This window comes from uncultured Faecalibaculum sp., assembly GCF_910588395.1.
Classification (GTDB): Bacteria; Bacillota_I; Bacilli_A; order Erysipelotrichales; family Erysipelotrichaceae; genus Faecalibaculum.
On record NZ_CAJUPA010000003.1, the window covers coordinates 43,461 to 56,729 of the forward strand.

Here is a 13,269-nt window from a genome sequence, read left to right on the forward strand (position 1 = left end):
ATGAACCGAACACAAACCTGGATCCGGTCCCGGGATCCGCTGTTCATTCTCTCGTTTCCCGCCGCCGGCATGCTGGGCATCACCGTGCAGGACATGGTCACGGATGCCGCCAGCCAGGTGGCAGCCATGGAAGAAATCAGGAACCGCTACCCGCAGCAGACAGCCCTGACCGGTCTGATGGACCTGTCACTGGAAGCCGAAGCCTTTGGCTGTCCCGTCCGCTTTTCCCGGGATGACCTGCCGGTGGTCATGGAACCTGTGATCCGCAACCCGGAAGATGCCCGGAACCTGCAGATCCCGGCTCCGGACACCCGCCGGCTGGCTGTCACCCTGGAAGCTCTGCAGACAGTCAGGAAACGAAACCCCGACACACCGCTGCTGGCAGGCTGCATCGGTCCGTTTTCTCTGGCCGGCCGCCTCGCAGACCCTTCTGCCGCGCTGACCATGCCTGTCACCGATCCCGGCACACTCACTGTGCTGCTGGACAAAGCCGCCACCTTCCTGATCTCCCTGCTGGAGCAGTACCGCAAAGCCGGCTGTGACGGGGTGATCATGGCCGAACCCATGGGCGGCCTCATGTCACCGGCCATGAACCGGAAATTCGTTCTGCCCTGGCTGCAGAAAATCATCGCGGCGGTACAGACCGATGCCTTCGCCGTCGTCCTGCACAACTGCGGTCCCTCCGCCGGAAAATGCTGGAACGTCCTCCGGCAGTCCGGCGCCGCTGCCTATCACTTTGGCAACGCCGTGGATCTGTCACAGATTCTCGAAACCCATCCGGATGTGCCGGTCTTCGGCAATCTGGATCCGGTGGCGTTTGTCACTGAACCGCCGGAAACCATCGCCTCCATGACCGGAGAACTCATCCGCCGCTGTGGAATACACCCCTGCTGGCGGCTGTCCTCCGGCTGTGACATTCCCGCCGCTGCCAGACCCGATTCCATCCAGGCTGCCTTTGACACCTGGAACCGGACAGCCGGTCAGTGACAGAAACCGCAAACTGCTCAATATCAGAAAGACACCAGGAAAGAGAGGTTATGAAATGAAAATCACGCCCTTTACCCGCCAGGAAATGATCGACTGCATCGAAGGCCGCCCGGTTCGCAGACCGGCCCTGGCCATCGGCACCTGGATCCATCCGGATCTGCTCAGTGAAGACAAACAGCAGCGGTATGCCAGGCTCATGGAAGAATACCCCTGCGACATGGAAGCCTTCTACATCAAAAAACCGGCTACCTTCGGACAACCCGGAGACAGATTCTGCTGGTGCGACGTCAAAGACGCCGATCCCCACATCGGCCGGACCAGATCCGTTGGAGTGGATGAAGAAAATGCCATCTCCTGGGAAATCTACGATCAGATATCCCCGGACATCCCGGACCCCACCGGTGTGGACCTCTTTGAAGGCTGGCCCCCGGAAGACGGCCGCTACCGCATGGCCTGGCTCTCCTACGGCCCCTGGAGCCGCATCTGGGAATACCGGGGCATGACAAACTCCCTCATGGATCTCTATACAGACCCCGAACGGGTCAGACACATCAACGACCGCACCATGCGCTGGTTCAGGGAAGTCATTGACCAGGTCGCTGCCGGACACAAGGCAGATGCCATCGGGTTCGGAGACGACCACGGGATGCAGAAAGGTCCCTTCATGTCCCCGAAGATGTTCCGCAAATTCTACTATCCCTTCTACCGGGAAATCTGCGACTATGCGCATTCAAAAGGACTCCATGTGTGGCTGCACTGCTGCGGCGATGCCATGACGCTGCTGGATCAGTTCATTGAAGCAGGATTCGATGTGCTGCATCCGATACAGAAGTATGCCATGGATGAAACCAGAGTCATGGAACAGTACGGCGGACAGATCGCCTTCTGGTCCGGCATGGATCTTCAGCGGATCCTGCCCTTCGGATCTGTGGAAGACGTGAAAGAGGAAGTGCATCATCTGGTGGATACCTTCTATCTCCCGCAGAAAACCCGGACCGTGTTCACAGTCTCCAACCGTCTGGAAGACAACGTGCCCATGGAGAACATTGAAGCTTTTATGAAGGAAGTCCACGCCTATGTTCCCGGCACTGCTGCCGATGCGGCCGGGGATCCGGGCGACAGGGAATAAAGGCTGCAGCCCGGCCGGCGCCGGGGCAGAGATCGGAAAGAAAGGAAACCTGAATATGAACGAACTGGAAAAAATCCGTACGGAGCTGATCGACGGAGAGGAAGACGCGATCCTGGGATATGTGGACGAGGCCCTGCAGGAGCAGGTGGATCCGGCAGTCATTCTGGAACAGGGGCTGCTGGCGGGGATGAATGACATTGCGGATAAATGGGCGGCAGGAGAGGCATTCATTCCCGAGGTGCTCATTGGCGCCCGGATCATGAATGCTGCCATGGAACGGCTGGAGCCGCTGATGGTGTCTGAAGACAGGAAAGAGGAATCGCCGCGGGTGGTGTTTGGCACGGTACAGGGAGATCTGCATGATATCGGGAAAAATCTGTGCATCCTGCTGCTGCGCTCCCAGGGGATCCCGGTTCTGGATCTGGGCGTGGATGTGACGCCGGAGGCGTTTGTCGAGGCGGTGAAGAGGCATCATCCGGAGTATCTGTGCATGTCGTCGCTGCTGACGACAACGATGGACGGGTTTGCCAGGACACTGGAGGCGCTGCGCAAGGCCGGCTTGCGGGATACTGTGAAGGTGGCAGTGGGAGGCGCCCCGGTGACGCCGGAGTTTGCGGCTTCCATCGGGGCGGACCTGTATACCGCGGATGCGGTGGAGCTGTCACGGGTTCTGGGATGAGCCGGGTGTGCGGCGGCCGGGGTCTGTGCGGGAAATGCCGGATGCAGGCGCCGGATCTGCCGGTTCTGGAAGCGGATCTTCGAATACTGGGATCTGCGGGCTGTCAGCAGGGCTGGCGGCTGGCGTGTCAGCATGAGACAGCGGGTCATGACTGGGCTGGCGGACAGGAGGAGAACGGGGACTGGGAGATGGCCGGTGCAGACTCCTCCATGGAGACGGCTGGCAGCGGGATGGCACCGGTTTCCAGAGAGGCCCGGGCTGTATGTGCGGCGCTGGATATCGGAACGACCACGGTGGTGCTGGCGCTGCTGGATGGGCAGGGAAATCTGGTGCGGGAATGCCGCTGGGTGAATCCTCAGAAACGGTGGGGAGCCGATGTGCTGTCCCGTCTGGAGCATTACCATGAGATGCCCCGGGGACTGATCCGGCATCTGGTGGAACCGGAGCTGGGGACGGTGCGGCGTCTGGTGGTGACGGGAAACACGATCATGACCCATATCTGGCTGGAAACCGATCCGGCGCCTCTGGCCAGATCTCCCTTTGTGATTCCGCACCCGGACAGAATTATCACCAGGTGTATGGGGCGGCAGGAGATCGTATGCGCCCCTTTTGCACCGTATGTCGGCGCAGATATCCGGACGGGACTGCTGGAGGTGCTGGCGCAGGACCATGCAGAGCGGTTTCTGTATATGGATCTGGGAACCAACGGCGAGCTGGCGCTGTATGACAGGGGGAGAATCACGGTGTGCAGCGCGGCCTGCGGTCCGGCGCTGGAAGGCGCAGGGATTTCCATCGGCATGCCGGCGTTGCCGGGGGCCATTGCGGGCGTGTATCATGAACAGAGCGACTGGACAGCCGCAACCATAGGCGGCCAGGTGCCGGCCGGGGTCTGCGGCAGCGGGCTGATCGCCTGGGTGGATGGGCTGCGGCAGGCGGATCTGGTAACGCGGGCGGGAAAGCTGAAGGCGTGTCCGGAGATTGCGGGTCTGGCTTTGACACAGCAGGACATCCGCATGTTTCAGCTGGCCAAGGGGGCGCTGCAGGCAGCCTGGCAGCTGCTGGTGCCCGATCCCGCGGATCTGGAGGAGATCCTGATCGCCGGCGGGTTCTCTCTGGGGCTGGATGAAGCTGCCTGCATCCGTCTGGGTCTGTTTCATCCGGCCTGGAACGGGAAAATCCGGTTCTGCGGAAACACAGCACTGAAAGGGGCCTGCCGCCTGGCTGTGAATCCGGAACCGGATGATCTGCAGGCGCAGGTTCTGGAACTGGAACAGGATCCCCGGTTTGCGGAAACCTTCGCCAGGGCCATGCTGCTGCAGGAGGTATCCGGGTGCAGGACCTGATTTCCCTGGACCGGCTCTGCAGCAGCGTGCCGGCCCGGGAACGGATTGTCCTGGCTGCCGGTCAGGTGCTGGTGGCCCTGGCGGCAGAGGATGACGGGCAGATTGACGGCAGACCTCTGCCGGGCGGGTGGACAGCGGTGGCAGCCGGTCCCCTGACTCTCCGGGTGCAGGGATGCAGTCTGCAGCTGGCGGTGCTGAGCAAAGTCCCGGGGCAGGAACCGGGTATCGCAACGGCACCGGAGGGGTTTGCCAACCGGACCTCCATCTTTTTTCAGGGACTGCAGAATGCGGGAAAAATCCGGAAAGAACCGGATGGCTACATGATTTCCTCCGTGATTCTCCAGTTTCTCTCGCACTGGCACCGGCGGAACATCACGGGAAACAAAGTGGCTTCTCAGGCAGGACGCTGGCTGGAGGCGCATTGCCGCGAACATGTGACGGCGCAGGATATGGCGGATGCCCTGGGGTATTCCCGCTGGTATGTGATGCACTGTTTTTCCGATGTGTTCTCCATGTCCGTTCACACGTATCTGATGTACTGCCGCCTGGCGGGGGTGAAGAAAGCAATCCTGGAGGGAACCAGGAGCATGGAAGAAATTGCGCTGGACAACGGGTTTTCTTCCCGCAGCGCGATGCACAGAACTTTTATGCGGCTGTATGGAATCACACCGGGAGAATACCGGCGGTTTACAGAAAGGAATGACAGAAATGAAGAAACAGATGATGGCAGCAGGGGCCCTGACCCTGACCATGCTGGCAGGGTGCAGCACAGGCAGCCCTGCAGCGGCGGACAAGGAGAACAGTACCGGAGCAGGGACTGAGAAAACGGTTCAGATTGTCGCAAAGGATCAGGACGGTCAGACGGTCCTGGATGAGTCCGTTGTCACAACGGCGGATACGCTGACCGGGGTCCTGGAAAACAGCGATGCCCTGCAGGCGAAACTGGAAGAAGGACAGTACGGCACCATGGTCATGGGACTCGGGGGACTGGAGACAGAGGACTGGAACAAGGGCCCCTGGTGGACGTATGAATCCGACAACAATGCGGTCTGCCAGGAAGAATCCTATTGTCCGGCTGCGGATGATGTGAAAGTGGAAGACGGCGACCGGTTCGTATTCACCTTCTCCAGCGGCAGCTGATGAGCGTCCGGCTGCTTGTCCGGTCCGCTGTGCTGGGGGCGCTGGAGCTGGTGGTGTTCACGGCATTTTCCGGCATTCTGTACCTGGAAGCCGTGACCCTGACGGTTGTATCGGTTGCCTGCTGCCTGGACCGGCGGACGGCGGTTCTGTCCTCGGTCTGTTTCTGCGTACTGAACATGCTGCTGATTCAGGGCGTCACCCCCTGGTCCCTGATGTATCTGGGGGTCTATCCGGTGTATTCCCTGGTCGTCCGGCGGCTCGGCCGGCATGGCATGAACCGGCTGCAGGCAGCGGCGCTGACAGGCGTGCTGTCGTTTCTGACCGGTCAGATCCTGCAGATTCCCTGGCTGCTCTTTTCCGGCGTCCTGGCAGCGGGCTATCTTCTTGCGGGACTGCAGACCTCCCTGGTCCAGGGGGCGCTCAGCGCAGCCATGGCCTGGGTTCTGTATGAGCCATTGTGCCGTGTGCTGCGGTATCTGTCCCGGACCAGGCCCGGAGGCGCGTAACCACAGACAGCCGCAGAGAATTCTGCAGAAAATACCCTGACCGGCTTTGCATGAGAAGCCAGGATCAGGGTGTTTTGCGTTTATGGGCATTCATACGGTGTCTGTCGGGAAGACGCGGTTGGAGCCAGCCTGTCAGGCTGCCTCTTCAAACAGGGAAGTCTGCTGCAGTCTGTGTCTTTTTCGCAGCCAGCTGTGGGCTTTGTGCGCCTGCTGAAACTGGTCCTGTTTCCGGATCGTGTAAAGCCGGCCGTTCCGGATGAAATACCGGCCTGTCTGATGAATCGAGAACGCGGTTCCGGTTCGCCGGCAGTCCAGAAACAGCTGTTCCATCCAGCCAAAGTCGCAGGGCCGTGCTTCCAGACCGCTTTCTCCGGCAGCGGAAACCAGCTCGAATCCTCTGGTTTTCAGCCAGGGATACAGGTGCAGCTCTTCCAGCAGGGGGGCGGCGAAAATATACCGGTGCCGGCAGGGGATTGTCAGGAACAGGTCCAGCCGGGATTGGGCAGCCTGCTGGTTTTCAATGGAAACCGCAATCGTCACCTGGGGCCAGCCGCCGTTCCAGTCAGGAGGCAGACAGTCTCTGACCCGGTGGATCCGTTTGGTGGGAATCAGAAACTGTACATCCGGGCGCTGGCGGATGATGTCCCAGGCTTCCTGCCGCCATGGATCGGCTTCTTCCACGAAGAAATCCGAGTTGAAGCAGACAGACATCTGCGCTCCTGCCGGGATTTTCCGGCTGCCATCCCGTTTCCGTTTCAGGGGTAGATCAAACATCGTGACGGACCTGGTGATCTGATCGGGATTCCGTCCATGACGCAGGTCAGCCCGGCGCATGAAACAGTTTTTGCAGCCGGCAGAAAAAGGGTGGCACCCATGCCAGGGATTCCAGGGAATGTCTTTCATGAGTACAGGATACAATATGTGAACGGAACAGCCAATGGAAACCGGTTTTGATTTCCGTTCTTCCCGCAGGCGGCGCAGAATGCGGCAATTTCTGTTTGCAGGTTCCATATTTCAGGGATATGAAAAGTACAGTACGGTATGATGTAACAGAAGAACCCGGGACCTGCCTGGTGTTTGCAGAAAAGGACAGTATGGATATGACTTTGCAGAATACTCCCTCCAGACAGCCTGTGCCGCTGGTGCTGCTTCATGGACTGGGACAGAAACCCGACAGCTGGAAACCGGTGATGAGACACCTTCCGGCGTATATTCCGGTCATTGCCCCGGATCTGGAATCCGGCGTGACAGAAGAGGATGCGTCCTTTGAGCGGCTGGCCGCATCCTTCGAGCAGCTCATGGAAAGCATTCAGGGACCGGCGGACATAGCCGGACTGTCCCTGGGCGCAGTGGTGGCGCTGGATTATGCCCTGCGTCATCCGGAGAAAGTCCGTTCCCTGATCCTGGCAGCCCCGCAGTACAAAACCCCGAAAACGCTCCTCCGGCTGCAGAGCACGCTGTTTTCCGTGGCTCCGGAGAAACTGTTCGCGTCTGCAGGCCTGACGAAACCCCAGATGCTGTCTCTTTCCCGGAGCATGATGACCCTGGATTATGCAGATCAGGTTCCGGCGCTTTCCTGTCCGGTCCTGATTCTGGTGGGCAGCCGGGACAGAATCAACCGGAAAGCCGCCCTGACCATGACCGACCGGGTTCCCGGTGCCAGGCTACGCATGGTGGAAGGAAGCGGTCATGAAATCAATGCGGATCAGCCGGAGCGGATGGCAGCAGTCATGCGGCTGTTTCTTCGGGAAGCTGCCGCGCGCTGACCAGCAGGTTCATCAGCTGTGTTTCAACTGGCTGCGTCATTCTGCGCAGTCCCTTTTTCGTCCTGTGTTTTCCCGGGATCCGGCTGGTTTTCCTGGTGACTTGCTGTGTAGAGCCGGCGAATGTCCTCCGGGAGATCCTGTGGGATCAGCGCCTGCACGGCGGATTCACATCCGGCCTCCAGCGCCTGCTGGTAGTACCAGCACTTGAATTCGATCATGTTCATCTGCTCCTGCAGCCTGGCGATTTCTGCCAGCAGCACCTGACGGCGGTTTTCGAACATTTCTTTCCGTTCTCTCAGACTTGCGTCTCCCTGCTGACACAGCTCCATGAACCGGGCAATGTCCCGGATTTCCAGCCCGCTGGTCTTAAGACATTCGATCACCCGCAGGTTTTCCAGATTGTCCGGTGTAAAACGGCGGATGCCCCTTTGGCTCCGTGAAGGAACAGGCCTCGAGTCTGTATGCCCAGAAACTGGCGGAGAAGGGATACTATAGACTGGCTTTTGATCCTTCTTATACAGGAGAGAGCGGTGGCTGGCCCCGGCGGCTGGTATCCCCGGACATCAATACCGAGGATTTCAGTGCAGCGATGGATTTTCTGAGTAATGAGGAGCAGGTGGATCAGGAAAGGATCGGCATTCTGGGAATCTGCGGATTCGGCGGCATGGCTCTCAGTGCCGCCAGCAATGATCCGCGGATCAAAGCCACAGTCGCCAGCACCATGTACAACATGAGCGAAAACATCGAAAACGGCTACTTCAACAGCGAAGACTCTGCCGCAGCGGCAATGCGAAACGGGCAGCGATTGCTGTCCAGCGGACCATTGATTTCAGAACGCAGGACCTCCGACGCGCCGGAGGCGTGGTGGATCCGCTGCCCCAGGATGCACCCTGGTTTGTGAAGGATTATCATGCCTATTACAAAACACCCCGGGGCTATCATCCCCGCTCGGGAAACTCAACGGATGGCAGGAACGTGACCGGCTGCGCTTCGTTTCTGAACATGCCGCTGAATGCCTTCATTGAGGAGATCGAAATTCCGGTCCTTCTGGTGCACGGGGAAAAAGCGCACTCGCTGTCCTACTCCAAAGAAGCGTATTCCCACCTCAAGGGAGACAACAAGGAGCTGCTGATCATCCCCGGCGCGGTGCATACGGACCTGTATGACAATCTGGCTGTCATTCCGTTCGATCAGATTGATGCGTTTTACCGGAAGTCCTTTGACTGAGTGAAAGAATCCGCTGCGGCGGATTTTTCACACCAGCCCCTGACAGCATACAGGTCGGGTATCCGGCCTGTATGCAGATGCTGAGACATGCTGTCCCTCACCGGCTGTCGGGCAGAGTGCGGCATGAAGAAAGCAGCTGAAACGTGGTATCATAATTCGCTGGAGGTTTTTCAATGCATAAAATGGAATCCATGGACATTCGCCGGCTGGTGATTTCAATGTCCATTCCCATTGCCCTGAGCATGCTGCTTTCGGCACTGTACAACATCATTGACAGCATGTTTGTTGCCGGCTATTCACAGCAGGCGCTTCTGGCGGTCAGCCTGTGCTACCCGGTGCAGACGCTGATGATTGCCATTGCCTGCGGCATCGGCGTGGGATTCAACACCGTTCTGGCCAGGTTTCTCGGGGAGCAGAAACCGGATATGGCCAGTCAGTCTGTGCTCAACGGCCTGTTTCTGGCGCTGATCAGCTGGATCGTATTTCTGCTGTTCGGCCTGTTCGGAGCGAAATGGTTTCTGGGACTCTTTACGCAGGAAGCCGCTGTCATTGAGCAGGGAGATGCCTATCTGAAGATCTGCTGCGGCTTTTCCTTTGCGATTTTCTTTCAGATCACCTATGAACGGATCATGCAGGCCACCGGACGGCCCATGTACAACCTGGCGATCCAGGGAACCGGTGCACTGATCAACATCATTCTGGACCCGGTTTTCATTTTCACGTTCAACCAGGGTGTGGCCGGGGCGGCCATTGCCACCATCATCGGCCAGATCACGGCGATGGGACTGGGCATCTGGATCACGCACAGAAAAGTGCCGGAGATTCATACCGATATCCGGCAGTTCCGGTGGAACGGGGCTCTCATGCTGCGGATCCTGCAGATTGGCATACCGGCAATGGTGATGCAGGCTGTCATGAGTTTCATGTCAGTGTTCATGAACTGGATCCTCATGCCTTATTCCAGCATGGCGGTCTCGGTGTTCAGCGTCTACATCAAGCTGCAGCAGTTTGTGTTCATGATCGTCATGGGATTCACCAATGCGCTGATCCCCATTGTTTCATTCAATTTCGGTGCCCGCAGGAAAGACCGGATCTTCCCCGCGGTACGGTTCTCGCTGCTGATGGCCACGGGCATCATGCTGGCAGGAACGGTGCTGTTCCAGCTCATCCCCGGACCGCTTCTGGCCATGTTCAATGCCAATCAGGATATGTATGCCATTGGCATTCCCTGCCTGCGGATCATATCCCTGAGCTTTGTCTTCGCGGGGGTATCCATGATTCTGTGCTCTGCTTTCCAGGCTCTGGGTCATCCGGGCACGAGTCTGGGCATCACACTGCTGCGGCAGTTGATTCTGCTGATTCCCCTGACTGCGCTGCTGGCCCGTCTCTATGGACTGGATGCAGGCTGGCTGGCGTTTGTGATCACAGAAGTGATCTGTGCAGGCCTGTCGGTGCTGGAATGGTGCCGTGTGAAAAAACAGGTGGACGTGCAGCTGGCTTAGAGCTGCACAATGCCGGTGATGGAAGCGGAAAAGGGCTGCAGCTTTCTGTCCAGACAATGCACCCTCCATCGAGCGAAAGGGTTTTATTCTTCATTTTTGATTTATAATCATGAAAAGATACCAGTGTCAGAGTCCGGGATCATAGCCCGGGACAGATATCGGGAAGCATGATTTCTCAAAGGAAAGGCGGGATTATGAAATTCAAAAAAGGAGACTGGATAGAATTCCGGACAGGTGGCAGGAACTGCACCGGTAAGATATTCATCGTCAACGATCATGACAACTCCTATGATGTGGACACCTTTCTGGATGGAGAGAGGATTCTGGTAAAGCATCTGCCGGAATCGGAGATCATCACAGAAAACATGGTGCTGTATCAGTGGACTGCTGATGGGGAACCGGAACTGTGCCGGAAAGAATCGGGATGGATACAGGAAGGAACCTGTTATCACTGCGGTCAGCTGTTGTCAGGCGACTGCATTCTGCTGACTGCAGCGGAAACCGGGGATGTATATCCTCTGCATGCTGCGTGCTGCCGGATTTCAGCGACACCTCTGAAGCAGACTGTCGGTGGATGTTTCTCACCATCAGCAAAGCGGAGCTGAATCACAAAGATGCAGAAAACCCGTCCGAATCACGGACGGGTTTTCTGCATGAGAGAGGTCTGTGACAGCAGAATGGTAGTGGGGACCATTGCCTGGCTGTCATCAGGATTCTGCTTTTGGCGGATAACGATGTTCGAATTCCTCCAGGATTCCGGACAGCAGGTCATCCAGATACTGCTGTGCTTTGGCACGGATGGGATCCGGTACGCCATAGTAAGCCTCCGCGATGGATCCGGTAATGGCAGCCAGTGTGTCACTGTCCCCGCCGATCGAGACTGCATTCCGGATGGCATCTTCAAAGTCCGTGGATTCGAAAAACGCCTCCATTGCCTGAGGAACAGTATCCTGACAGGTTTCATTGAACTGGTATATATTCCGGATATCGTCCAGAGTGAAGTCGATCGGGTAGTAATTCTCCGTGATATGCCTGCGGATTTCATCCTTGCTCTTTCCTGTCCGGGCCAGGTACACCGCAACGGCAGTCGCTTCCGCTCCTTTCAGTCCTTCGGGATGATTGTGTGTCACTTCGGTTACGGCTCTGGACAGTTTCTTCACTTCTTCCAGGGAGTCGCCTGCATACTCGCATCCGCTTACCCGCATGGCAGCTCCGTTGCCAAAACTGTTATACGGCCTGGGATGATCCGAATACATCCAGTTCCAGAACCGGCCGTCATATCCGCAGTCAGGATAGGGCCGGCCAATGGTCTGCATGGAAATCACAGCCTGCTGGCTCAGACTGCTGTAATCCGGCATGCAGTGCAGCAAAGCGTCACAGACTGCCAGAGACATAATGGAATCATCTGTGAAAAAGCAGTCTGAAGCCAGCAGGTCAAACTGTTTTGATCTGTGATTGTGCCACTCAAAACGGGACCCGGCAATGTCGCCAATAATCGCACCGATCATGGAAAAGCCTCACTTTCTGATGATGAATATATATAAGATATCAAAAATCTGTATGGAGGGTCAGGGATCTGCGCCTTCCGGCTTGGTGTCAGGATTAGAGTTGCTCCAGAGGTATCCTCGGAAAAGAGCCGGTTGCGACAGGTCTCCATCTTTCCCCGGAAACCTGATGGCTGTTCTGGCAGCTGGATATTCCGGAATTTCATCCAGGCGGATCAGAACCTGATCAGCGGTCAGCGTGGTTTTCCGATTTGATGGCGACCGGGGATGCGCAGCGCTTTTTGTCTTCATGGAGCATCCAGGGGTGCAGGGCTTCAGTTGTTTTTCGCTACAGTATACTATGAGGCAAACAGATGGCGGAAAACCGGAACAGAACCCGCTTTTTCACAGGAATGACCGGGAATTATTCCGGTTTTTCCAAATAGGACTGAGTTTTGTCTGATGATCCGGTATTCTCCGGCATCCAGGTTCTTCCGCAGGGCTGTCCGCACTACCGGAAGCTGTGAATCTCCGGTACAATGCCTGTTGGACAGGAGTGATCTTGCATGATGGCCAGTGAACGTTTTTCCCGAATCGCCGAACTTGTGAATGAAAAGGATTTTGTTTCCACCAGAGATCTGTCGGAACAGATGAAAGTCTCTGAACCCACCATCCGCAAGGATCTGGAGGAGCTGGACCGCCGGGGAATTCTGCTGAAAGTCCATGGAGGCGCCCGGCGGCTTCGTCAGCAGATGATCCTGACAAAGGGAGCGGAACTGGACATGAGCCAGCGGTCCCGCAATCAGCGTCAGAAAGATGCGGTAGCCCGGAAAGCAGCATCCATTGTTCAGGATGGCGACTGCGTCTTTCTGGATGGCGGTACGTCTGTCGAACAGATGATGCCCTATCTGCAGGGAAAGAAAATCCGGATCGTCACCCACAGCCTGCTGATCGCCCAGCAGTTTGCGGATCCGGGCAGCGAACTGTTTGCCCTGGGCGGCAGGTACATTCCCGAGTACAAAATGTTTGTGGGTCCGATGACAGAGCAGGATCTGGCGAAGTTCAATTTCGATCATGCCTTTATTGGATGTGCCGGAATTGATCTGGCAGGAAAAACGGCCTATACCGCAGAGCTGGATACCATGGCAATCAAGCAGAAAGCCATGGACAAAGCCCAGAAAAAATATCTGCTGGCGGATTCCTCCAAGCTGTCCATCAAGGGATTCTGCAGTTTCACAGATACGGATGCATTTGATGCTGTGTTCTGTGATGATGGAGCACAACTGGGACCGGACATGATTCCCGACAACTGTATACTGGTTCATCTCCCGCCGCAGGAAGCTTGATTCTCCTGCGTTTTTTTGTTATGAGCAGTGCGGCATTGCTCTCACCTTCGAATCGAAATAAAATCGAAGAAAAACGAATAACAAAACTTGTGAAACGAAAATTATGTGGTATATTTTGGGTGTGGAGGAAAGGGAAACGGAACAAAACGAAAAAACACGC

The 13,269-nt window shown here is 57.0% G+C and carries 16 protein-coding genes; 13 read left to right on the plus strand and 3 right to left on the minus strand.

Annotated features, from left to right (window positions below; genetic code table 11):
* From QZ305_RS01395 to QZ305_RS01425, 7 genes are read left to right on the plus strand one after another with little or no spacing between them, the layout of a single operon-like run.
* Window positions 1–987, plus strand: a complete 987-nt coding sequence (locus QZ305_RS01395; RefSeq protein ID WP_294729706.1) for a uroporphyrinogen decarboxylase family protein — start codon at window positions 1–3, stop codon at window positions 985–987.
* Between the two features lie 55 nt (window positions 988–1,042).
* Window positions 1,043–2,116 (plus strand): uroporphyrinogen decarboxylase family protein, encoded by a 1,074-nt coding sequence (locus QZ305_RS01400; RefSeq protein ID WP_294729707.1) that lies wholly within the window; start codon window positions 1,043–1,045, stop codon window positions 2,114–2,116.
* A gap of 55 nt (window positions 2,117–2,171) precedes the next feature.
* Window positions 2,172–2,795 carry a corrinoid protein gene (locus tag QZ305_RS01405; RefSeq protein ID WP_294729708.1) on the plus strand — a complete coding sequence of 208 codons (624 nt, stop codon included), beginning with the start codon at window positions 2,172–2,174 and terminating at the stop codon, window positions 2,793–2,795.
* A gap of 41 nt (window positions 2,796–2,836) precedes the next feature.
* On the plus strand, window positions 2,837–4,138 hold the full coding sequence (locus QZ305_RS01410) for an ASKHA domain-containing protein (RefSeq protein ID WP_294729709.1): 1,302 nt from the start codon (window positions 2,837–2,839) through the stop codon (window positions 4,136–4,138).
* Window positions 4,126–4,959 (plus strand): helix-turn-helix transcriptional regulator, encoded by an 834-nt coding sequence (locus QZ305_RS01415; protein WP_294729710.1) that lies wholly within the window; start codon window positions 4,126–4,128, stop codon window positions 4,957–4,959. The genes QZ305_RS01410 and QZ305_RS01415 overlap by 13 nt, the downstream gene beginning before the upstream one ends.
* Window positions 4,847–5,278, plus strand: coding sequence for a DUF4430 domain-containing protein (locus QZ305_RS01420; RefSeq protein WP_294729711.1), 432 nt, complete (start codon window positions 4,847–4,849; stop codon window positions 5,276–5,278). The genes QZ305_RS01415 and QZ305_RS01420 overlap by 113 nt, the downstream gene beginning before the upstream one ends.
* Window positions 5,278–5,784 (plus strand): cytochrome B, encoded by a 507-nt coding sequence (locus tag QZ305_RS01425; protein ID WP_294729712.1) that lies wholly within the window; start codon window positions 5,278–5,280, stop codon window positions 5,782–5,784. Before QZ305_RS01420 ends, QZ305_RS01425 begins: the two co-directional genes overlap by 1 nt.
* Before the next feature lie 132 nt (window positions 5,785–5,916).
* On the opposite strand, the gene QZ305_RS01430 is transcribed toward QZ305_RS01425, so the two are convergent.
* Complete coding sequence (locus tag QZ305_RS01430; RefSeq protein WP_294729713.1) at window positions 5,917–6,795, minus strand: DUF5131 family protein; 879 nt, start codon at window positions 6,793–6,795, stop codon at window positions 5,917–5,919.
* Window positions 6,796–6,806: 11 nt separating this feature from the next.
* Here QZ305_RS01430 and QZ305_RS01435 point away from each other — a divergent pair, with 11 nt between their 5' ends.
* Window positions 6,807–7,550, plus strand: a complete 744-nt coding sequence (locus QZ305_RS01435; RefSeq protein ID WP_294729714.1) for an alpha/beta fold hydrolase — start codon at window positions 6,807–6,809, stop codon at window positions 7,548–7,550.
* A gap of 23 nt (window positions 7,551–7,573) precedes the next feature.
* On the opposite strand, the gene QZ305_RS01440 is transcribed toward QZ305_RS01435, so the two are convergent.
* Complete coding sequence (locus QZ305_RS01440; protein ID WP_367268817.1) at window positions 7,574–8,104, minus strand: MerR family transcriptional regulator; 531 nt, start codon at window positions 8,102–8,104, stop codon at window positions 7,574–7,576.
* On the opposite strand from QZ305_RS01440, the gene QZ305_RS01445 reads away from it, so the two are divergent.
* The 4 genes from QZ305_RS01445 to QZ305_RS01460 all read left to right on the plus strand — a co-directional run bounded on the left by QZ305_RS01445 (window position 7,987) and on the right by QZ305_RS01460 (window position 10,884).
* Window positions 7,987–8,451, plus strand: coding sequence for an alpha/beta hydrolase (locus tag QZ305_RS01445; protein ID WP_294729716.1), 465 nt, complete (start codon window positions 7,987–7,989; stop codon window positions 8,449–8,451). The two genes, QZ305_RS01440 and QZ305_RS01445, sit on opposite strands and share 118 nt — an antisense overlap.
* Window positions 8,415–8,777: an alpha/beta hydrolase gene (locus tag QZ305_RS01450; RefSeq protein WP_294729717.1), complete on the plus strand. Its 363-nt coding sequence runs from the start codon at window positions 8,415–8,417 to the stop codon at window positions 8,775–8,777. Before QZ305_RS01445 ends, QZ305_RS01450 begins: the two co-directional genes overlap by 37 nt.
* Window positions 8,778–8,950: 173 nt before the next feature.
* Window positions 8,951–10,279, plus strand: coding sequence for an MATE family efflux transporter (locus tag QZ305_RS01455; RefSeq protein WP_294729718.1), 1,329 nt, complete (start codon window positions 8,951–8,953; stop codon window positions 10,277–10,279).
* 194 nt (window positions 10,280–10,473) lie between these two features.
* Window positions 10,474–10,884 carry a hypothetical protein gene (locus QZ305_RS01460; RefSeq protein WP_294729719.1) on the plus strand — a complete coding sequence of 137 codons (411 nt, stop codon included), beginning with the start codon at window positions 10,474–10,476 and terminating at the stop codon, window positions 10,882–10,884.
* Window positions 10,885–10,986: 102 nt separating this feature from the next.
* On the opposite strand, the gene QZ305_RS01465 is transcribed toward QZ305_RS01460, so the two are convergent.
* The gene (locus QZ305_RS01465; RefSeq protein WP_294729720.1) at window positions 10,987–11,787 is read right to left on the minus strand and encodes an ADP-ribosylglycohydrolase family protein; all 801 of its coding nucleotides are present in this window, start codon (window positions 11,785–11,787) and stop codon (window positions 10,987–10,989) included.
* 542 nt (window positions 11,788–12,329) lie between these two features.
* Here QZ305_RS01465 and QZ305_RS01470 point away from each other — a divergent pair.
* Window positions 12,330–13,109 (plus strand): DeoR/GlpR family DNA-binding transcription regulator, encoded by a 780-nt coding sequence (locus QZ305_RS01470; protein ID WP_294729721.1) that lies wholly within the window; start codon window positions 12,330–12,332, stop codon window positions 13,107–13,109.
* Window positions 13,110–13,269 lie beyond the last annotated feature (160 nt).